Consider the following 21929-nt stretch of genomic DNA (forward strand, 5'->3'; position numbering starts at 1 on the left):
GGTAAATAAAACTGCTTATACTTGCGCTCGCTTGTGGTTGTTATGCAAAACAATTTGCAGACAGAATTACAAAGCACATCTCAAAATGGCCCCATAGCTCAGTTGGTTAGAGCATCCGACTCATAATCGGCAGGTCCCCTGTTCAAGTCAGGGTGGGGCCACCATTTTTCTTAGTGCCACCTACAGATAACACCGCCCCTTTCTTAGGCTTTCCGTTGTACACTACTACTCAAATTTGAATTTGAAAAAGCCCCATTATTAAAACTGTAACACCTCATCTGTAGCCTATATCTATTGTCAGTTCACCCATTTACCGTTTTCTTATTAAATGAAGCACACCATGTCGCGCCATACGTTTTACTCGCTAACGGTTACCTTCACTATTTTGTCTGTTCTTGGCCAAGTCTCTACCAGCATTTATAGCCCCTTCTTTTTTGACTTAGCGACTATGTATGGCAGTCAGGTGAGCATAATCGAGCAAAGCGTAGCTGTATTTTTAGTCGCGTTCTCAGTTTCACAGCTAGCGTCTGGCATAGTGTGCGATTACATAAACAAGCAAACATTTTTGTTCAGCGGAATCTTGGTATTTATCGCAGGTACACTTGTTGTGGCGCTTGCCAGTGAAGAGTCTACTTTTCTTATAGGACGTGTGGTGCAAGGCTTGGGTGGGGGCGTTGGCGTATCAGTATCGCGAGGGCTGTCACGTCAAATATTTAGCGAAAAGCAGCTAAATACTTCACTTTCACTCATCAATATTGCCTTTGCTATTGCGCCAGCAATAGCGCCTCTAGTAGGTACAATAATCGGCGAATCTTTGGGTATTTCCTCTATTTTTTATTTCGTGCTGGTAATGGGGCTACTCGCCCTATTTTTGCTATTCTCAGTGTCTAGCATTCTTAGTTATTTTACACCGCCGGTATCTAACAATGTTTTTAGTCATACGTTAGTACTTATAAAGAGCACAATAGTAAAGCTTGTCTCGCTAGGCATGGCTAGCGGGCTTTTGTATGGCATTGTGTTTTGCTTCATAACCATCGCGCCCTCAATGGTAATGCAGCAGTTTGGGCTTTCCAAGACCCTGTTCTCGGTTTACTCACTGCTGGCCACCTTGTCTTTCGTTGTAGGCAGCGTATTTAATATTCGGCTGAAGTCTTTGTCACCTTTGCAAAAGTTCAGGGTATCTAGTCTCTGTTTAGCGGCACTCTCCATGCTTTTTGCATTGACCGTTTTCTTGAGCATAGAGAGTGGGTTAGTCAGTATTTTGGCTTACTGCTATATCACGTTCTTTTTCATCGGTATCGCTATGCCTTGTAGCGTAACTATTATGCTGGGCTATTCTGAAACATCTGCTGGTTTTTTAGCAGCACTCACTGGGTTTTTTCATCTGACCGGGGCTGCCATAGGCGCTTATGCAGTGACACTGCTAACGCTAGAGCCTACCGAGGCTTTTAGTTTAGCAACCTGTGCGCTAAGTATTGCCAGTATCGCTATTTGCTTCACATTAAAAAAACACTAATTGATCGTCCTTCAGGCAATGTCAGTGCAATCACACGTTAAAAACCGCGCTGGCTATATCCAATAAATAAAAACTTCTTGTACTAACCTATTTGGTTTCTCAAAACTCATCCCCATAATGTTGAAGCTTCCAAAAGTGGTTGGAAGTTTTTTTTGTTAAAAGGATATTAGAAACAATGAAACGTACTATTCTCGCCAGTATCTTTGGCGCGCTTTCTTTAAATGCATTCGCAGCTTCGCCTTCATATGACTTCGTTAAAGCTGGGTATGTACAAGCAGATATTGAGGACGCAGGCGACTTCGAGCCAAATGGTTTTCAAATTCAAGGCTTTAAATCGCTAAACGAGAACGTCTACCTAACAGGTCGTTATGGTCAGCTAAGCGAAGATGTATCTGGTGTTGATATTGATTTAGACTATGTGTCTGCGGGTATCGGCTACCGTTATGGGCTTACGCAAAATACCGACTTCTTTGGTGAAGTTACTTACGAATATGTAGATGTTGACCTAGATTCTAACGTTATTTCTGGTGAAGCTGACGATAACGGCTATGGCATTACTGCCGGCGTACGCTCAATGCTTACAGAGCAGTTCGAGCTTCGCGGTGCGATTCGCTATATCGACATTGAAGAAGATGATACTGCCTTTGAAATTGGTGCAGACTATTTCTTTACGCCGCAGTTTTCATTCGGCGCAACTTATGTCATCGCTGATGATGTAGACCTACTAGGTGTATCAGCGCGCTACACTTTTTAATACGCTAGCAGTTAGAAGGCGTAAACACATTAAAGCCACGTTTTTAAACGTGGCTTTTTTATGCTCAGCGGTTATTAACCCTCATTGATGATATAACTCGGTACGAATCTGCAATTCACAATGTGCTACGTTAACACCATCGCTTTTTTTCAGCCTTTCGGCCTTCCATGCTCTTGTGCTAACGACAACCCATTAGCCGCACCTTCTTGCTCCATATTGAGTGCAGTTATTGGGAACGGTATTACTATCCCTTCTTCATCAAACCGCTTTTTAAGCATTTTTATAAACGCACTTTTAATAAAGAAGCGGTTAAAGTATTCACGGGTTCTCAGCATCACGGTTAAGTTAATACTCGAATTGTCAAAGGTGTGAAACAACACAAAGGGTTGGTAAGTTTCAACCCCGTATTCGTGCTGTTCTAAAATAGTATTGGCTACCTCTAAACAAACCTTTTCAACATGCTCTAAATCAGAGCTATAGTGAACGCCTACATCTACTGGAACCGAAAGTTCGCGCTCGGGATAGTAGTAGTTAATCAGTTTTGAATTAGAAAGCTTACTGTTTGGCATAATAACGATGTTATTAGGCAGCATTCTTACCCACGTAGAGCGCCACCCTATCTTCTCAACAAAGCCTTGCTCTCCCGAATCCAGCTCAATGAAATCACCTATGCGAATGGGCTTATCCATCACTAATTGAATACCTGAGAAGAAATTTTCTAGCGTGGGCTGTAGTGCTAATGCTACTGCAAGTGACGTAATACCTAATGAAGCAACAATGGGCGTTATCGATACTCCCATAGTGCTTAATATGATTAAAATGGCGAGTACGGCAAACACTGCTCTTACCGCACCACCAGCAATAGCACTGGTGTTTTTAACAATGGTTGATTGGTCGCGATAACGGCTCAAGGAATAGGTAACGAAGCGCTCAAAAAAAAGAAATAAGGTAATTATAAGACCTGCTTCAATAACAATAGTTAACGCCTCAATAGCCCGTTCATCTTCTATCTGAAATACTGAAACAATACTTTTCACTAACAGCAGGAAAATAACCCAAATAAGCAAATTGAGCGGGGCATTTAGTGATAGAACTAGCACGCGATAAATATCAGACATACTGCTACTTTCAGAACGCGCCTTGGCTTTCAAGCGCACCAAAATAAGGCGTTTAATGATGAAAAGCACAATAACAACACCGACTAATCCGGCTATTGCTAGTACCTGCTTATTTTCAAGAAGTTGGGTGCTATCCACGGCTGACGGTGCTCCTGCGTAAAAAGTGTGATGCTTTTTTTATTAGCTATATGTTAATACGGGAAAGAAGACGCAAAAGGTACACCAATTGTTGTTAGGAATGTGAAGAAAGCTTTTGTAGATATTCCTTTGATAACCATTGATAAGCTTCTTGGTCATCTGTAAAAAACAAGTAATCCATTGAAGCAAGCTCTGGGATCCGTTGATACATAATTCCGCGGATCACTGGCCCTTTGTAAACATAGGCTTTTGCAATGAGGCCCATTTCGGGAAGGCGTTTAATAATGTGCTTAACTATGTCGAACGCTTCGGGCGTTGCGCCCTCTACAAGGCTAATGTCCGCAAGTAAGGCAAAAGGCTTCCCCTTTAACCCCATAACTAATTTGAAAAGGTCTTCTCGATAGCTTTCGGCGCTACTTTCGTTAAAGATGCCATAAAGCTTAGTTGTTATAATACCATTCGCATAAACTATCGATGCGTTGCTCAGATTTCTCGACATATCCAACGTTAGTTTTTCTAAACCCTATTAAAGGATAGCTGAAAAAATAACGTTGGCATTGAATTCGCAAAGTTCTCACTAAGATTCACTGAAAGCTACTACTCTTTTAGTGCTAGCAACGTGTCGTTACCTGGAAAGCGTGCAAGTGCTTGTTTAAGCACCTCGTTTGCTGACTCAAGTCTATTGCCTTTGCGCAATGCAATAACATAGTTGTGCACATACACTTGTTGATGTTGGCCCACGTCATACCCTTTTTCAAACCAGGTTATCGCCAGTTTGTCGCTTCCTTCGATATCAGGGTGTTCGAGATAATAATTGGCAATCAGAAAGTAGCTTAGCCAATAAGAAGGCCAAGTCTGTGAAGCGGTTTTTAAAAACGCTAGCGACTGCGCTTTGTCTCCTACTTTAAGCATATCGTAGGCTGCACTTACATAAGTAAAAGGCGTCATCTCAGAAGACGTCACTTTGGGTGGAACCGGAGCTAAATACCAGTAATTTCCCCTTGCCCAGGTTCGTTCAAAAAGCTCAAGCGACATTTCGTGATTAGGCGTAAGGCCCGTATGTAAAGTGACCGTTCCCCTATCACTATCGAACCCGATAACAACAGCGTAGTGCCACTGAGGTATTAATTGGATAGATAAATTTTGAAAAACAATCACCGGGATGTCTTCTTTAACTAACGACATAATGGACGATAATGTTCCTCGCTCAGTATATGGCAAGAAACCAAATTGTCGTGTGGCGCTAACCATTTCTAGCTGCAGACTCCCTTCTTTGTTGGGAATGAACAATTTAGGCGCGATTTCTTGTGGGGAGGTGCTTTTACCATAGTAACCAAACACTTCAGAAAGTGTTGTAGGTCCGCAATAAAACTGCTCTTGGGGAAAAAACGGTACAGATTCAATAGTGTGAGATTCGGGCAATGAGGCTAATCCCTCTTGCCTTAGCCTGTCAGCTTGAGGGGTGGATTGACAGCCTGAAAGCAAAAATAGAAACGAAAGGCCTGCTAACATGCAGGCCTTTTTAACTGAATTTATCATCCAATTAGCTGTTAACTGGGCGAATAAACGGGTAAACGTCAGTTACACCAATGAGATCCAAAATTGCGATAATAGCAAGTACAGTAAGCACTGCGCCTACAACACCACCCGCTGGCGCTTGATTGATTTCATCATTTAGTTGCGCAATCTCACTGTCGGTCATACCGTTGATTCTGGCAATAGCTTGGTTGCTATCTACACCTAAGCTCACTAGTTTACTCTGCACGTCTGAACGGTTGACCATGTCAATAAGCTGCTGCTTATTGTAGTGAGCGGCTTGAGTTTGCATTACAGAGTCTGAGCTAATTGCTTCTGCGTGAACACTACCAGACATTAGAACTGTTGCCGAAAAGCAACCAATCGCAATTTTTTTTAAAAACTTCATGATGTTTCCCTCTTTAAAATGCACAGTTTTATTCTTGTTGTGCGCTCCCCAATAAACGGTAAGCATGAGTAGAATAAAACTTCGCACTAACTTCGGCAGACGCATTTGCGTTCTGCAGTTTATTTTCAGTAGGTAAAGCGAGCAAGATTAAGACCAACTAAAGCACTTCTTTTTTATGGTAGGTAACGTTCAACTTTTTTCTCGATAAAATAGTGCTTTAAGTGGCAGTTATATAAAAACTAGTACAAAAATTTTCATTCTTAGGTTCTTATTTGGCTAATCACTCTGTACTAACCTTTATGTAATATTTTCGTTATATAGGAATAATTTGCTCGAGGCTAATGTAGAAATATAGCGGTAAAAAAATACCACGCCCTACTTTTTCTTGTGATACCCGCGAAAAAGCTGTTCAAAATTCCCTCGACATAAAGCCCTCAATTCCTTATAGTGCGCGCGCTTTTATATATTAGTGAAGCGATAACCGTGTTCACTACTATCTCTTCTCATCGTTTTACCCCTGGATACCTGTTTTGATTACTACCGCAAATATCACAATGCAGTTTGGCTCTAAGCCATTATTTGAAAATATTTCCGCAAAGTTCGGCAACGGCAACCGATATGGCCTAATTGGCGCAAACGGTTGCGGCAAGTCTACCTTTATGAAAATTCTTAGCGGTAAACTTACCCCATCATCAGGTAACGTCTCAATGGCACCGGGTACGAAACTAGGTATATTAAGTCAGGACCAGTTTGCGTTTGAAGAGTTTAGCGTAGTCGATACCGTGATCATGGGTGACCGTGAATTATGGGAAGTTAAACAAGAGCGTGACGCCATTTACAGCAAGGCTGAAATGAGCGAAGAAGATGGTATGCGCGTAGCAGATTTAGAGACCCAGTTTGCCGAAATGGATGGCTATACAGCCGAATCCCGCGCCGGTGAAATTCTAACATCTGCTGGCATTGATGAAGACTATCACTTCGGTTTAATGAAAGAAGTGGCTCCAGGTAAAAAAGTACGTGTACTTTTAGCCCAAGCCCTATTTGCCGAGCCTGATATTCTGCTTTTAGACGAACCAACCAACAACTTGGATATCTACACCATCAGTTGGCTTGCAGAGGAACTTAATAAGCGTAAGTCGACTATGCTTATTATTTCGCACGACAGACACTTCTTAAACTCTGTGTGCACACATATGGCCGATATCGATTATGGTGAACTACGTGTTTACCCAGGTAACTACGACGATTACATTCAGGCAGCCATGCTAGTTCAAGAGCAGCTTCATGCAGAAAATGCTAAAAAATCAGCGGAAATTGAAGAGCTGCAAAGCTTCGTAGCGCGATTCTCTGCCAACGCATCGAAAGCAAAACAAGCTACCTCGCGTGCACGTCGTCTAGAGAAAATTGAACTGGCTGAAGTAAAAGCGTCTAGCCGCCGCAAACCGTACATCGTGTTTAAGCAGCACAAGAAACTTCACCGTCTTGCAATCACTCTTGAAGAACTGGGACATAGCTATCCAGACCTTCCGTTGTTCGACAATGCTAACTTATTGCTAGAAGCGGGACAGCGCTTAGCCATCATCGGTGAAAATGGCGCAGGTAAAACTACGCTTTTAAAATGCCTAGTGAATGACATTGAGCCTAGCGCTGGTAGCTATAAGTGGGCAGAAAATGCCGCAATCGGCTACATTCCACAGGACAATGCCAAATATTTTGCTGAAGATATCACTATGTTTGAGTGGATGAGCCAATGGCGCAGCCCGAAACACGACGATTTGCAAATTAAGGGCATGTTAGGCCGTTTATTGTTTACTTCTGATGATTTCAATAAACGTGTGCAGGTATGTTCTGGTGGTGAGAAAAACCGTCTATTGTTTGGAAAGCTTATGCTTGAAGACATCAACGTATTGGTAATGGACGAGCCAACCAACCACATGGATATGGAATCGATTGAAGCGCTGAACAATGCGCTGTATAAGTTTGACGGCACAGTGATTTTCGTAAGTCACGATCGCGAGTTTGTTTCATCACTGGCTACACAGATCATCGAGATAAAAGACAAACAGCTGAACCACTTCGATGGAAACTACGAAGAGTTTTTGGCCCATAAAGAAAACGCGTAAGTAACATTACCTACACACCTTTTAGGTTTTGCTGGTAAACCAAAAAAACGGGCACTTAATTAAGTGCCCGTTTTTTTTTTTATTATCTATTAATTGGAAAAGTACTTGGCTACCGTTTCAGCTAAACGATCGAAGTAACTAATGATTGAATCTTTGATAGGCGCTAGTTCTTTTTCTGTAACGTCATCAAAGTCTTCAGGTGGGGCAAATTCTTCGATGCGCACGTTCTTCATGGCGTCATCTTGTAACTCTTTAAACAAAGGCTGCGAAGCAATGTCTACGGGCTTGTCTAAGCTTTCAATGCTGATATCAAAACTTGCAGACGCGATGTAATAATCGGTTCCCAAGAAGCTCCGAGTAAACAGACCAAACCCTTCACTTTGATGTTCTGAACAACCATAAGTACCGCATTCTGTAATGGCTACCGTAGGTGCCTCTTGTACAATAATAATTTTTGTAACACCGGCAGCTAACAGCGACTTTCTAAGTGCATTTTGGTTTTCATTAAAAGACCAATTGTTATTTTGCTTCACCACAAAATCTAGTTGCCATGCTCCTTTGACTTTAGGTGCTACGTCAACCACTTCAAAGCGGCTTGATTGCTCTATTGCTGTTTTAAGTTTAGTGAAAAGCGTAGATGCTATCTGCCAGTCGTATGCATACTCTTTCGTGAAGTTATTAAACTTAGTCGTACCAACATGGGTGTGCGATGGAAATTCATTCGCATTGATGAAAACACCTATTTTTTGCTTCGGAACTTCTGTCGGCCCATTAACTTCTTCGGCTTCATCCTTGATTTCTTGCCCTGAACCATCATCCTTCTGATCTACCGCATCATTGTTTGTTTGATTACCTGAACTTGGTTTTTCGATATTAGTTTCGATTGGAACACTTTCACTCGAATCCATACCTCTTTGCGTCACACACCCTGCTGCCAGCATTGATATGGCAACCAGCACAATAAACTTTGTTACAAACTTCATAACACTTCCCTATTTCAAAGCCAATAAGCTTAATACTGAATTAAGACTATTCTGGTTTTACACTAAAACCGTGCATAGTCTATTACAAACTCGCTTCCCCTATCGATAGATAGTTGCCGTGCACTTATTTTCACGAACTATTTAATTTTCAAAATTTCTTTGCGTATTACTGTAATAATTAACCTTCAGACTGCTTTCAGTGATTGCGCTTCCTGACAGAAGAAAAAGCTAATAATAGAGGTGATTACTGCCGTGACTATAACTGCGAGCTAGTTGTTCTAGAAACCACCTACGTTGGAAAAAGATATAGCTTTTTGAGATTACACCTTTTAATAGGCATGTTACCTAAACAGTACGAATAGTATTGATCGAACCTGAAGTTTAGGCTGTATTGTGATTAAAAAGGAAATAAATTAATGACTCTAGTAAAGTGTTTAGGCTTAGTAAGCTTGTCAACATTGCTCGTATTCTGCTCCACCGTTTCTGCACAACAGCCAGCAAGACCACAACAGCCTCAAGGCTGGATGTGGGGTTTTGGTGTTGCCGCATCCCAAGACGTGTATACCGACTTTGATAACCGTATTGTGCCCATTCCTATTATTGGCTACACAGGTGAAAAGCTTAGGGTTTACGGGCCATTCATAGGTTACGAGTTATTTAGAAAAAAGGGCTTCACCCTTGATGCCCAACTCGTGCCGGTATTTGGGGGTTATGAAGAAGATGACAGCGCCGTGTTTACCGGTATGGAAGATAGAGACTTTAGTTACGCGGCTGGCGTTGGCCTTAACTATAGTGCGGGCAGCTGGGTATATTCATTGTCAACCAATGCGGATATTCTGGGAAAGTTCGACGGCTACCAAGCGTCTGCTCGAATAGGCAAACAGTTTAGAGTAGATAACTTCATGATAGAGCCATCGGTCGGCGTTACCTACCAAGACAGTAACTATGTCGACTACTATTACGGTGTACGTCCCGAGGAAGCTACTGCGTTTCGAAACGCATATAACGGCGATAGCGCGCTTAATACGGAGGTCCGCATTGCTGTTTCTACCCGCCAGTTTTTAGGCGGTATGACGCGTTTAGAGGTTGGCGCTACGTTCTTTGACGATAGCATTAGCGATAGTCCGCTAACTGACGAGGACACCGCATTAAGTGCCATGCTGGTTTACACGCGCTTTTTCTAGGCGATTGCCACCTTCTCACTACAGATGTGTAAAGTTCTACAGCTAAGCTTCTTTACTAATACATAAACGCTATCACGCTTAGTCTTAAAACTATAAACACCATTAAAAATGCCCTCATTTTCGAGGGCATTCGCGTTATTTAAACGTTAGTATTTACGTTGACTTTTTGAAGGCAAGCGTTTCCCACAGTGGGACGGTAGACAAGCTATGTTTGTAACTGCCCGATGTTTCTTTAGTACTGTAAGACAGGTAAATCAGCGTCTTCGAGTCTGCATCATAGATTCGTCGAAGCTTCATGTTTTTAAAAAACACGCTTTTAGATTTTTTGAATATCACTTCACCGGAATCTGACTTATCAATAGCCTCTAGCATCTCGGCTGTAATTGTGCCGGTTTGTCTACACGCAATAGAGCTGTCTGATGGATCAGACAAATCTAAATTCGCTTCAATGCTTGAAATATGACAGGTGACGCCAGTGACAACAGGGTCCTGAAGCGCATCAATTTTGATATCTTTTGTCGTAAAGAGCCCAAGCGACACGTCGCCAACTTCGCTATCGCTACAGCCTGCTAATGTAAAAAGCGAAGCAGTGAGTAGCCCAAGCACAGAACCTTTGAAAGCGGTGCTTTTTATTGAAATCCTATTTAAAAAAGCACGGTGTTTTTTGAGCTTCATCCAGCGTCCACTTGTTTTCATACCTTTATCGCCTCTATGCTATTGCTGATCTGTTATTTATCTACTCGAAATAACGAGTGTGTGATCATTTTAGCCTAACAGGTTTAGCTGAGTTTTATCCATAAGTGCATGCTGCTTTATAAGTTCCTTTGCTTTTTCAATATCTGGCGCGAAATAACGGTCCTTGTCGTAAAAAGGCACCTGCTCTCTTAGTAGCTGCATCAATTCCTGCAGTTTTTCACTCGTCGTAAGAGGCCTTCTAAAATCTAACCCTTGGCAAGATGCCAACCACTCAATAGCTAAAATACCGGCTACGTTGTCAAAAATGTCTCTTAATCTCCTTGCCGCAAATGTAGCCATAGACACGTGGTCTTCTTGGTTAGCAGACGTAGGCAAAGAATCGATGGATGCTGGATGCGCCAAGGTTTTATTTTCACTAGCAAGTGCCGCACAGGTCACCTGCGCAATCATAAACCCTGAGTTTACCCCACCGTTTTCAACCAGAAATGGCGGTAGACCGCTTAAGTGAGTATCTATCATTAACGACATTCTGCGCTCTGACAGTGCACCAATTTCAGACAGTGCGATAGCCAACATGTCTGCTGCCATCGCTACCGTTTCTGCATGAAAGTTTCCGCCAGATAAAATATCGCCAGCGGTCGCTTCACCAACATTTGAACCATCGCAGCTTTCAACAAAAACTAACGGGTTATCGCTAACACCATTAGCTTCAGTCACTAGAATATCTTGGGCGTAGCGCATTTGCTGCAAACAGGCCCCCATTACTTGCGGCTGGCAGCGCAGTGAATACGGGTCTTGAACTTTTTCACACCGCTGATGCGAATTACCAATCTCTGACGTATCCAGCAATGTTCTATATGCAGCCGCCACATCACACTGGCTTTTATGGCCTCGTACTTCGTGAATGCGCGCGTCAAACGGCACGCGAGAGCCTAACGCGGCTTCAACCGTGAGCGCACCTATACCGATAGCACTATGAAGCGCGTTTTCAGTATAAAACAGACCCTGAAGCGCAAATGCTGTTGAAGCCTGTGTACCGTTTAACAGTGCTAAGCCCTCTTTGGGTGCTAACGCAATAGGTTGCATACCGGCTATTTCTAATGCTTCGGCTGCACTTATACGTTCACTTTTGTAGAAGGCTTCCCCTTCTCCTAAAAGAACTACACTCATGTGTGCTAAAGGCGCTAAATCTCCACTAGCCCCTACCGACCCTTTTTCTGGAATAGCAGGATAAACCTGTGCGTTAAACAAGGTAATCAGCGCCTCTATTACGCTTAACCGAATGCCCGAAAAGCCCCGTGCTAACGAGTTTATTTTTAGCAGCATAAGTAAACGCACTGTGTCTTCTTGCATAAAGTCACCGGTACCGGCCGCATGAGACAGCACGATACTGCGCTGTAATAGCTCCAATTCATCAACATCAATTCGCGTATTAGCCAACAGCCCAAAGCCCGTATTAATGCCGTACACGGTGCGGTTTTCTTCGATAACGTTTAACACTACTTGCTCGGCTGCATTTACGGCAGGTATCGCACTTTCAACCAGCGACAAGTGAATGTGATTTCGATGTACTTCTCTTAACTGTTCTAGGGTCAATGTGCCAGGAACAAGGGTTAACTTTTTAATACCGCCTTGCTCAGTGAAAAAAGACGTCTGAGACATAACTACGCCTCCCCGCCTAGGTTTTGGTATGAGCTATTTTGGTGTAAGCCATGACTTGAACCTGCATTGTCACCCCCTTGATCATTAGCCACTTTATTTACCATAGGAAGGTCAAGGTTATGCTTGACCGCACAATCTTTTGCAATGTCGTAGCCTGCATCGGCATGACGCATTACGCCTGTGGCGGGGTCGTTATGAAGTACCCGAGCTATACGTTCGGCTGCTGCATCAGTACCGTCACAAACAATAACTACGCCCGAATGTTGACTGAATCCCATTCCTACACCACCACCATGATGAAGACTTACCCAAGTTGCGCCACCTGCTGTGTTTAATAGCGCGTTTAATAGCGGCCAGTCCGAAACCGCATCTGAACCATCTAGCATGGCCTCAGTTTCTCTATTTGGGGAAGCGACCGAACCAGAGTCGAGATGATCTCGACCAATCACTACCGGCGCGCTTAGTTCACCACTGCGCACCATTTCGTTAAAGGCCAGTCCAAGCTTTTGTCTTTCACCTAGTCCAACCCAGCAAATACGCGCAGGTAGTCCCTGGAACTGAATACGTTCTCTGGCCATATCTAGCCAGTTATGTAGATGCGGATTATCGGGTATAAGCGCTTTAACTTTAGCGTCCGTTTTATAGATATCTTCTGGGTTGCCAGATAAAGCAGCCCATCTAAAGGGCCCTATGCCCTGACAAAACAACGGTCGAATGTAGGCGGGTACAAAACCCGGGAAATCAAAAGCATGCTCAACGCCTTCTTCCAGCGCCATTTGCCTAATGTTGTTGCCATAATCGAGCGTTGCCGCGCCTGCCTGTTGAAAACCCAGCATGGCTTTAACCTGTAATGCCATCGACTGCTTCGCTTTTTTAATCACACAAGCTTCGTCTTTTGTACGCTGCGCTTCGGCTTGATCTAGCGTCCATCCAACCGGCAGATAGCCATTAAGCGGGTCGTGAGCACTGGTTTGATCGGTTACCACATCAGGAATGATCCCTTTCTCTAGCATATCGGGAAATACCTCAGCAGCATTGCCAAGCAAGCCAATGGATACGGGCTTTCCATCTTGTTTGGCTTCCTCTAGTAGTTGTATGGCCTCTTTTAACGAATGGGCTTTTTTATCTAAATAGCCGGTGCGGATTCTGAAATCTATGCGGGTTTCATCAACTTCCACTGCCACCATTGAAAAGCCAGCCATGGTAGCGGCAAGTGGCTGTGCGCCTCCCATACCGCCTAAGCCGCCGGTTAAAATCCAGCGCCCTTCAGCACTGCCGTCAAAATGGGTTTTAGCCACGCTCACAAAGGTTTCGTACGTCCCCTGGACAATGCCTTGCGAGCCTATATATATCCACGACCCTGCCGTCATTTGCCCGTACATCATCAAACCTTCTTTATCCAGAGCATTAAAGTGCTCCCAATTAGCCCAGTGCGGGACAAGGTTAGAGTTAGCAATTAACACGCGAGGTGCGTTTTCATGGGTGGGAAAGACGCCAACAGGCTTACCTGATTGAACAAGTAATGTTTCGTCAGTATTTAAGCGCTTAAGTACTTCAACGATTTTATCGTACGATGCCCAGTCACGTGCCGCGCGCCCAATGCCACCGTAAACTACCAAGTTTTGTGGATGTTCCGCCACTTCTGGATCCAGATTATTCATCAGCATGCGAAGCGGTGCTTCGGTTTGCCAACTCTTTGCGTTTAACGTACTGCCTCTTGGGGCACGAATTTCTCTTGTAGGGTCGAGGCGTTTCATAAACTTCTCCTAGGCATCTTTTTCTTTTACTGAAATATTGTTGTTATAAGAAGCAGCATCTTTTTAAAAGGCGCCCCAAGAGTTAGCGTCTTAGGCGCGTCTACACTTAAAACTCCAAGTGTCCTCCCAGTCGGTATCTACTGCCAGGGTGGAACAGCACAGCGTGACTAACCACAGCGCTAGCGCCAGTTGCCTTCCCAGCCCCGCGAGAAAATGTGCGTCGTGTAATCTTTAGGCAAGGCTCTTTAGGTTTTATCAGTAACGCTTGTGCAATATCTTTTTCAACAATTACAGCTTCTACGCTATGGTCCGCCTGAGAAAGGGGCGCGACTTGGTTCAAATAAAAGTTTGCGGTTTGCGCTTTAAAGTCTTTATCTAAGTAGTCGTTAATCCAAGCTGGATTAACCCACCTCTCTTCATACTGAACGGGCAAATTGTTCTCACAGTGAACAATAATGCTGTGAAATATAGGTTCCCCTACATCAACGGCGAGACGCTGTGAAATAGCATCACTGGCAGGTGCAGTTTCAAGCACCAATATCTCGTTAGTGTATCTATGCCCCCGCCGCTCAATTTCATCACGGATACTTTTGATTTCTAACATTGAACTCATAGGGCGGCTATCTGACACAAAAGTGCCAATCCCCTGACTACGCATCAAGATGCCTTCATCTACCATTTCACTTAACGCACGTCGTGCAGTCATTCGACTAACACCATGTTGCTGAGCAAGTTGGTTTTCTGATGGCACTTGACTACCCGGCTTCATTACACCGCTTTCAATAGCATCTAAAATTGCCGTTTTAATTACCCTGTATCGAGGTTGCATATCGTGGGGACATCACCAATTTGTTAATAATATGCTAACAGCATACTTGTATATACAAGTATGCACAAGTATGCTGTTTTTAAAATTCGCAAGGCGCTTCAGTAAAGATTCTTAAAAGAGCTAGATAAAGAGTTAAACAAAAAGTGACTTAAAGTGGAGCACGTCATGGGTTATCAGTACGACACGGTTATTTACAACATTCGCATTGCATCTATGCAGCAAAGTGAGCAGCCTTATGGCGAATTACCGCCACACGCCATTGTCATAAAAGATGGCAAAATTGCTGCGTTACTTCCTAGCGATGACTCACTAGACGAAGTGTTTAAGCAGACCAAAAGCGTAATAGATGCCACTACCCTAATTCCCCAAAATGAAAATTCAACGCCCAAACACCCGTGGCTATTGCCTGGCTTCATCGATTGTCATACGCATCTAGTGTATGGCGGCAATCGCGCCGAAGAATTCGAAATGCGATTGCAAGGCGCAAGTTATGTAGACATTGCGCAGCGAGGTGGTGGCATTAAAGGCACGGTAGAAAAAACACGTCGAGCTGACGAACAAACTCTGCTTTATACTGCGATAAAACGCGCAAAACGACTGTGCGAAGAAGGTGTTACTACCATTGAAGTCAAATCAGGGTATGGCCTAGACTTAGACACTGAAGCGCGCATGTTACGTGTGGCTAAATCTCTTGAACAACACCTTCCTGTTAGCATTCAAACCACTTATTTAGGCGCTCACGCCCTGCCCAATGAATTTGCTGAGGACCCTGACGCGTATATCGATTTTATATGCGACCAAGCACTTCCTCACATTGCTTCGCAAAACTTAGCTGACGCCGTTGACGTATTTTGTGAAACCATCGGCTTTTCTACTTCACAAACAGAACGAGTATTTTCCAGTGCACAAGAGCATGGCCTGCCAATTAAAGCTCATGTAGAGCAGCTTAGCGACAGTAAAGGTGCTGTTTTGGCGGCTAAATACGGCGCACTCTCGGTAGATCACATCGAATACTTAGCTGACAGCGACATACCCTTACTTGCCCAGAGTGGCACCGTTGCCGTATTGCTTCCGGGCGCGTTTTATTATCTAAGTGAAGTGCAAAAGCCGCCGGTAAATGCACTTCGGGCCCACAATGTTCCAATGGCGATAGCGACAGACTTTAACCCTGGCAGTTCACCGTTAGCCTCTATACTTACCGCGATGAATATGAGTTGCGTGTTGTTTCAGTTAACCCCAGAAGAAGCACTTCGCGGCGCCACGGTACACGCGGCGAGCGCACTCGCGCTACATGACCGAGGTGTTATTGAAGCAGGCAAGCTTGCTGACTTAACACTGTGGGATATCGAAACGCCGGCAGAGCTCGCCTATTGTATTAATGGCCACCGCCCCGTTGCGGTGTTTAAGGAAGGTAAACATGTTTAAGTGGCAAGGCCGAATAGACAGTGAAGATGGCATTGAGGGCCTACGTTGGCATCAAAAAGTTAACGAACTTGAAGTGGGCGAAGATAATTCATTAGCCAACTCAGTTACCCTTGTTGGTTTTGAGAGTGATTTGGGTGTGGCATTTAACAAAGGCCGTGTAGGTGCCTCTGATGGTCCAAATGCGATTCGTCAGGCACTGGCAAACTTGCCCTGGCACTGGCCAAACGCATCATTAGCTGATTTAGGGAATGTTACTGCTAAAGAGAACTTAGCCCAGGCACAAACCCAATATGCCGACGCCATCTGTTATGCGCTCGAGGAAAATGATGGATTGGTCATTGGGCTGGGAGGGGGACATGAAATTGCATGGGGTAGCTATCAAGGGGTTTTCAATGCTAAGTCGAAAACGTCCCACATTGGTATCATTAATTTCGACGCCCATTTTGATTTAAGAAAGCCTTCACCAAACACCAGTTCAGGTACGCCGTTCAGGCAAGTGTATGATCACTGCCAGTTACACGACACACCGTTTCATTACACTTGTTTGGGCGTATCGAAAGCAGCCAATACACCAGCGTTGTTTAACTTTGCCAACACGTCTAACACGCGCTACTTAACCGATGTGGCGTTAAATGATGAATCACTGTGTATGCAGCGAATAGATGAACTGCTATCTCCGATGCTAAAAGACATCGATGAGCTTTACGTCACTGTATGTTTAGATGCATTTCCAGCAGCACAAGCACCTGGCGTTAGCGCGCCCAGTGCGTTGGGGATTTCCCCCACACTTGTTATTAACACACTGCACTTTTTAGCACAGCACCAAAGTACTTATGGGTATCAATGGAGACTGTGTGACGTTGCGGAAATGAACCCCAATTATGATATTGATAGCCGTACAGCAAAGCTGGCTGCACGGCTAATTTTTGAGGCGGTAGATGCTGTGTTTTCCTCACGCATTTAGACGCAATAAATTTACAGCCTACAAACTGGGTAAGTTATCTTCTCTCGTTGAGCTTTAGAAATGCTGATGCAAAACCCTGCAAAGAGAATGGAAGCGTGATTTGCTTATTAGTTGTTTTACTCATAAAGGCTACTTGGGCTACCTGCCCTTCTAGCATTTCTGAAATCAATTTTTCATCCATCACTATATTGGTTTCGCAAATTTTACTATCGCAAGCCAATATTTTAGTACGAATTGCTTTTTCACTATCTATTTTTAAACCAACCCCAGCGCTCTTCTCTGCATCATTCGTAAAGCGTAAAGTAAGAATTGTGCGTTGCTTAGACGCAAGAGCAACGCTCATACCTGCTACAACTCCAGCCTTTGGTCCCTTTTTCGACAACAATAACTGACTTATGAAACAACTACTGGCTTTACATTCATAACTCCAAGAGTCGAAGACTTCAGCGGCTAAAACTGAACTGCATGGAACACTTATGAATAACGATAAAATAAAGATGAGCTTAGTGAGTGAGTGTCGCACTTGTTGATACCTTTTATAATATAAAAAAGGGTCTCTTAATTAGACCCTTATTCATTTACCTACTTGAACCTAAATTACTAGGCGGACTTCTTACGTAATTTACGTAAGCTAATAAACCCTAACCCAGTGAGAAGTAGAAGGATATGACTAGGCTCACTTACTGCTGTAGGAGCAGCAACAAATTCTGTGATAGGAGTTTGGGTCATCACAACGTTCCCCGAATCAACAAACGTTAAGCCAGTTACGAATGCCATATCATCTTCAGGATTTATCATGTTGGATGTGTCGATACCCAAAATACGAAACTCAGACACACCATCAGAATTGAAAAGGAACTCTTCTTCAGCAAGAAGGTTGCTCTCAAATTCCCAACCATTATTTCCCATTAACCAAAGTTCGTAATCTGCATCGAAACCTGAAGGTAGGTATACAGAACCAATGTTAGGACCTGATTCGACTACATAGTCGTATCCAATGGCTACATCAGGGTCGATGAAAACTTGTTCTTCCTGTTCAACACTGAAGTCAAACTCCCAGCCGCCATCTACAACCTCGGTTGGCATAAAAGGATCTACTGACGTACCCGTACCTTCACTAGTTGCATCATCAGAGGCTAAAGAGGCAACGCCGTCTCTGAAGTTATATACCCAAATACCAGTTTCACCAACATTAGAACTTTCAGCTAATTCCAAGATTTCTTCTACGCCACTTCCGGGAAGTGAAATGAAACCTTGTGTGGAAGTTGAAACTCCCGCTTGAGAAGCTGGAGTATATTCACTATCTTCTTCCGCCTCTCTGTATTCTAGTTTTTGATATCTAAACTCGACATCAAAATCACCTTCTTGTCCAGTATCATCAGAGCGGTCTATAAGTAGTGCTTGAAACGTATTATAACGGTTATCTTCACTTTCCTGATAGAACGCATCAGTACTCATCTCACTCCAAGTTACAGCAACTACACCTTCTTGGGGCGAACCAATATAAGTTTGACCGCAACCAAAACAGTCATAATTGCCAGTCGCGGTAAAAGGGACAATAGAATCGCCGTTGTATGCTAAGCTAGCACTCTCAAGAAACGCTATAGTACCGTACTGCCTAGGACGGAAAATTTCATAGCTGTTATCGCCGAGTTTCACCTCGAAGGGCAAATTAAACTCAGGAGCCCACTCGGTGTAAGTTTCATCTGTGCCGTAGCCCTCAAGTCCGCCCATTCCACCTATGATGATATTGGCCTGGGTGTTAAATGAAAAACTTGCGAGGGTTAGTGAGGCAACTGCAACAGTGCTTAACCATTTCATGCTTATAACTTCCTTATACTTTATTTTTTGTACTTATTTTAAGAAAAATCACTTTAGCAATTTTTGAACCAACATATAAGCAACTGATTATTAATAAGTTAACTGAAAGCTAAATAATAACATGTAAAGTAATCGGACAAGTTAACCCCATGAATAGATTAAATTTTAATCCTTAAATTAAAAAAAGAGAGCTTTCACCCTCTTTTTTAACTATACCCCTCATTTATACAAGCTTATTACTTCAATTCAGCCCTTTCACATGCAGCGGCGGTAAACAAGACATCGGTGGAGCTATTTAGTGCTGTTTCTGCAGAATCTTGTAACACACCAACAATAAAGCCCACCGCTACCACCTGCATAGCCACTTCATTAGGTATATTAAACAGGCTACAGGCAAGCGGTATAAGCAATAACGAACCACCTGCAACACCTGAACTTCCACATGCTGATACCGCAGCAATAACGCTTAACAATACAGCAGTAGGGAAATCTACAGAAATACCTAAGGTGTTAACCGCAGCCAGCGTCAACACGGTAATTGTAATCGCAGCCCCAGCCATATTTATAGTAGCGCCTAACGGAATGGATACCGAGTAGGTGTCCTCATCTAGCTTTAAGCGTTTGCACAGTGCCATGTTTACCGGAATGTTGGCGGCAGAACTACGGGTGAAAAATGCCGTAATGCCGCTTTCTTTTAAGCATTTAAACACCAAAGGGTACGGATTCTTTTTCGTTGCCAAAAAGACTAACAGCGGGTTGGTTACTAGTGCGATAAACAGCATTGCGCCTATCAGTACCGTTAGTAGATGCGAGTAGCCGAGCAGGGCTTCGAAACCTGTCGTCGCGATGGTATTGGCTACCAAACCGAAAATACCAAATGGCGCAAGCCTGATAACAAAACTCACTACGGTTGTTACACTGTCTGCCATATTTTGCAGCAGTGCTTTCGTTGCCTCGCTAGCGTGTCGAAGGCCTAAACCTAGACCTACAGCCCAGGTAAGAATACCAATATAGTTTCCATTTACTAGCGCATTCACCGGGTTATCTACCATGTTATAAAGCAACGTGGTAAGCACTTCCGACACCCCTTTTGGTGCAGCTTGACTAACTTCTGAAGTTACTAAACTCAGGCTTGTAGGAAAAGCGAAACTCGCCAACACCGCAGTGAGCGCAGCCAGTAACGTACCTACGAGGTACAGCACCAAAACGGGTTTGATGAAGGTTTGCTCGTTTTGCTTGTGATTGGCAATGGACGCCATGACCAAAACAAACACTAACAGAGGCGCAATCGCTTTAAGGGCCCTTACGAATAAGCTCCCCAACAGCCCTGCTGATTGAGCAGCTGAAGGTGAAAAACTCGCTATCGCAATACCACATACAATACCGATGATAATTTGCAGTACCAAACTGCCATTCATGTAGCGCTGAAACAAGCTTGGGCGTGATGTTGAATCCATAAATGTTGGTCCATTATTATTTTGACGAAGCACCATAAAGGATAACGTTACACAAATGAACCTGTTTAGTCTTAGTTACACGCAAATAACCGCACGCTGGCCGTTTATGAGGGTTTACATGCCTTTAAGTATCTTTTGCGTATAAGACGTCCACTCATAAATAGGGATCTCTTCGTCAATATAATAGTCTGGCTGAATGCCCACTCCATCAATGGCCATGTGGGGGATGCGCAAACTTTTGGTTAGACTGTAATGCAAAGTAAAAGTACCGCTCGGCGAATCAGTTTGATACATATTAGAGATATCAAGTACACCTGCGGTGGTTTGCCCAAACAACTTTACTTTCTTGCTTTGTTTAGCCGCCAGCAAGAACTGCTCAGCGGTACTGCCATTACTCGAATCTACAAGTACGCCTATACTTTTTGGCAAGGGTTCAATTTTATCAAATGTCTCTACTGTTACATCTTCACCAATATTGATGTAGCTACCAATGTGTTGCTGAAGTATGTCGTACCCGTCTTTGGCCCATTGCTTTTCTTCGTCACTAAAATGAGGGTTTTGCAAAAAGCCGAGCATTCTAGAATTGTTAAGCTCGGTGGATAAGTATTCCACGCCTACAGTGCGAATAGGGTTGGTGTATAAAATTGGTAGCAAAGAAGCATAGCTTGCATCACTACCACCACCGTTTCCTCGGATGTCGATAATGAGGTTTTCGGTTTCTAAAATCGTATCCAGGTGCTCAGCGATAACCCCGTCGATATCTTTTTTGAAGGCATGGTCGAAAGACGGTATGCGAACTAATACTGTGTTCACTGAAATTTTTTCGAATAGCGGAGCCTTTGTACTTAGTAGGCGAACATAGCGTGTTATTTCAGGCGACGATTCTTGTCGCGGCTCCTCTCGCGACATAACGATAAAGCTATTGCCCAACACCACGTCATTGTTACCCAAGAGTGTCATGGTATCGATTTGTCGGGCGGAGTGATCGCCCATAAAAAACGTCACTTTTGCAGTATTGCTGTCTGCAGGGTCGTTAAGGATGAACTTTACTTGTCCCGCCTTCCATGAAGGGTTGGTACTTTCAACGATATAAGCCTTATGGACATTACCCTCTTTTTTAAGCGCAACCGTATAGCTTGAGAATTGCCAGATCCCTTCAAGGGTTTCGTCACGTTGGCTTTTCAAATACTGTTTAAATGCCGATAAGTCGAAATCATGCACTACCGATTCGGGTACCGCTTCCTCTGAACCATTCGTATTTAGCGCAAGACCAATGTGCCCCTTGCGAAAAAATGTAAGCCAGTCGCTAAGCACCGTGTGGCATTGCGCTTCACTTTTCGCGCTTTGTATCCGAGTAAGAGTGGCATTATTGTGGGCGGAATAAAGGTCCTGCCCGTTTTTCTCGACGCTATATTGAAAACCAGCATCGTTATTTTCAAATGTGCTTTTTAGCCATGTAAACTCACTTTCACACTGAAAGGTACTACCAAACGAACAGAAAGAGGCAAAAAGAGGGAATATTGCAAATCGTTTCACTGTTTATGATGTCCATATCTACTTTTGATAACGATAAAGTAT

The 21929-nt window shown here is 43.6% G+C and carries 19 protein-coding genes and 1 tRNA gene; 7 read left to right on the forward strand and 13 right to left on the reverse strand.

The annotated features are described in order from the left end of the window. Positions 1-87 precede the first annotated feature (87 nt). The 3 genes from D1814_RS03555 (at position 88) to D1814_RS03565 (ending at position 2270) form a co-directional block, all read left to right on the forward strand. Positions 88-164 (forward strand) — tRNA-Ile (locus D1814_RS03555). Positions 165-340: 176 nt separating this feature from the next. Further along, positions 341-1516 carry an MFS transporter gene (locus tag D1814_RS03560; RefSeq protein WP_232368970.1) on the forward strand — a complete coding sequence of 392 codons (1176 nt, stop codon included), beginning with the start codon at positions 341-343 and terminating at the stop codon, positions 1514-1516. A gap of 175 nt (positions 1517-1691) precedes the next feature. Continuing rightward, positions 1692-2270 (forward strand): porin family protein, encoded by a 579-nt coding sequence (locus D1814_RS03565; protein WP_118490138.1) that lies wholly within the window; start codon positions 1692-1694, stop codon positions 2268-2270. A gap of 149 nt (positions 2271-2419) precedes the next feature. Here D1814_RS03565 and D1814_RS03570 read toward each other — a convergent pair whose 3' ends face one another. The 4 genes from D1814_RS03570 to D1814_RS03585 form a co-directional block, all read right to left on the reverse strand. After that, positions 2420-3526: a mechanosensitive ion channel family protein gene (locus D1814_RS03570; RefSeq protein ID WP_118490139.1), complete on the reverse strand. Its 1107-nt coding sequence runs from the start codon at positions 3524-3526 to the stop codon at positions 2420-2422. Between the two features lie 94 nt (positions 3527-3620). Then, on the reverse strand, positions 3621-4025 hold the full coding sequence (locus tag D1814_RS03575; protein ID WP_118490140.1) for a hypothetical protein: 405 nt from the start codon (positions 4023-4025) through the stop codon (positions 3621-3623). 98 nt (positions 4026-4123) lie between these two features. Beyond that, positions 4124-5038, reverse strand: a complete 915-nt coding sequence (locus D1814_RS03580) for a PA2778 family cysteine peptidase (protein ID WP_232368971.1) — start codon at positions 5036-5038, stop codon at positions 4124-4126. Between the two features lie 31 nt (positions 5039-5069). Continuing rightward, positions 5070-5450 (reverse strand): PA2779 family protein, encoded by a 381-nt coding sequence (locus D1814_RS03585; RefSeq protein WP_118490142.1) that lies wholly within the window; start codon positions 5448-5450, stop codon positions 5070-5072. 530 nt (positions 5451-5980) lie between these two features. Here D1814_RS03585 and D1814_RS03590 point away from each other — a divergent pair. Continuing rightward, positions 5981-7573, forward strand: a complete 1593-nt coding sequence (locus D1814_RS03590) for an ABC-F family ATPase (RefSeq protein WP_118490143.1) — start codon at positions 5981-5983, stop codon at positions 7571-7573. 89 nt (positions 7574-7662) lie between these two features. On the opposite strand, the gene D1814_RS03595 is transcribed toward D1814_RS03590, so the two are convergent. After that, a complete protein-coding gene (locus D1814_RS03595; RefSeq protein WP_118490144.1) occupies positions 7663-8556 on the reverse strand; it encodes a hypothetical protein in 894 nt (297 codons plus the stop codon). A 416-nt stretch (positions 8557-8972) separates the two neighbouring features. Between D1814_RS03595 and D1814_RS03600 the strand changes: the two genes are divergently transcribed. Beyond that, positions 8973-9740, forward strand: a complete 768-nt coding sequence (locus D1814_RS03600; protein WP_118490145.1) for a MipA/OmpV family protein — start codon at positions 8973-8975, stop codon at positions 9738-9740. A gap of 153 nt (positions 9741-9893) precedes the next feature. Here the strand turns inward: D1814_RS03600 and D1814_RS03605 are convergent, their stop codons facing one another. From D1814_RS03605 to hutC, 4 genes are all read right to left on the reverse strand, one after another. Then, complete coding sequence (locus tag D1814_RS03605) at positions 9894-10415, reverse strand: CreA family protein (protein ID WP_232369012.1); 522 nt, start codon at positions 10413-10415, stop codon at positions 9894-9896. Positions 10416-10505: 90 nt separating this feature from the next. After that, positions 10506-12098 carry a histidine ammonia-lyase gene (hutH, locus tag D1814_RS03610; RefSeq protein ID WP_118490146.1) on the reverse strand — a complete coding sequence of 531 codons (1593 nt, stop codon included), beginning with the start codon at positions 12096-12098 and terminating at the stop codon, positions 10506-10508. Between the two features lie 2 nt (positions 12099-12100). Beyond that, the gene (gene hutU, locus D1814_RS03615) at positions 12101-13855 is read right to left on the reverse strand and encodes a urocanate hydratase (protein ID WP_118490147.1); all 1755 of its coding nucleotides are present in this window, start codon (positions 13853-13855) and stop codon (positions 12101-12103) included. 106 nt (positions 13856-13961) lie between these two features. Beyond that, on the reverse strand, positions 13962-14684 hold the full coding sequence (gene hutC, locus D1814_RS03620; RefSeq protein WP_118490148.1) for a histidine utilization repressor: 723 nt from the start codon (positions 14682-14684) through the stop codon (positions 13962-13964). Positions 14685-14849: 165 nt separating this feature from the next. On the opposite strand from hutC, the gene hutI reads away from it, so the two are divergent. Next, positions 14850-16109: an imidazolonepropionase gene (gene hutI / locus D1814_RS03625; RefSeq protein WP_162889816.1), complete on the forward strand. Its 1260-nt coding sequence runs from the start codon at positions 14850-14852 to the stop codon at positions 16107-16109. Further along, the gene (gene hutG, locus D1814_RS03630) at positions 16102-17073 is read left to right on the forward strand and encodes a formimidoylglutamase (RefSeq protein ID WP_118490150.1); all 972 of its coding nucleotides are present in this window, start codon (positions 16102-16104) and stop codon (positions 17071-17073) included. Before hutI ends, hutG begins: the two co-directional genes overlap by 8 nt. Positions 17074-17107: 34 nt before the next feature. Here the strand turns inward: hutG and D1814_RS03635 are convergent, their stop codons facing one another. From D1814_RS03635 to D1814_RS03650, 4 genes are all read right to left on the reverse strand, one after another. Further along, positions 17108-17455, reverse strand: a complete 348-nt coding sequence (locus D1814_RS03635; RefSeq protein ID WP_220667658.1) for an invasion associated locus B family protein — start codon at positions 17453-17455, stop codon at positions 17108-17110. Between the two features lie 218 nt (positions 17456-17673). Beyond that, positions 17674-18894, reverse strand: coding sequence for a nidogen-like domain-containing protein (locus D1814_RS03640; RefSeq protein WP_118495292.1), 1221 nt, complete (start codon positions 18892-18894; stop codon positions 17674-17676). 236 nt (positions 18895-19130) lie between these two features. Next, positions 19131-20351, reverse strand: a complete 1221-nt coding sequence (gene sstT, locus D1814_RS03645) for a serine/threonine transporter SstT (protein WP_118490152.1) — start codon at positions 20349-20351, stop codon at positions 19131-19133. Between the two features lie 114 nt (positions 20352-20465). Then, positions 20466-21887 (reverse strand): S41 family peptidase, encoded by a 1422-nt coding sequence (locus D1814_RS03650; RefSeq protein WP_118490153.1) that lies wholly within the window; start codon positions 21885-21887, stop codon positions 20466-20468. Between the last annotated feature and the right edge of the window lie 42 nt (positions 21888-21929).

It is taken from the genome of Alteromonas sp. BL110, assembly GCF_003443615.1.
In the GTDB taxonomy this organism is placed as follows: Bacteria; Pseudomonadota; Gammaproteobacteria; order Enterobacterales; family Alteromonadaceae; genus Alteromonas.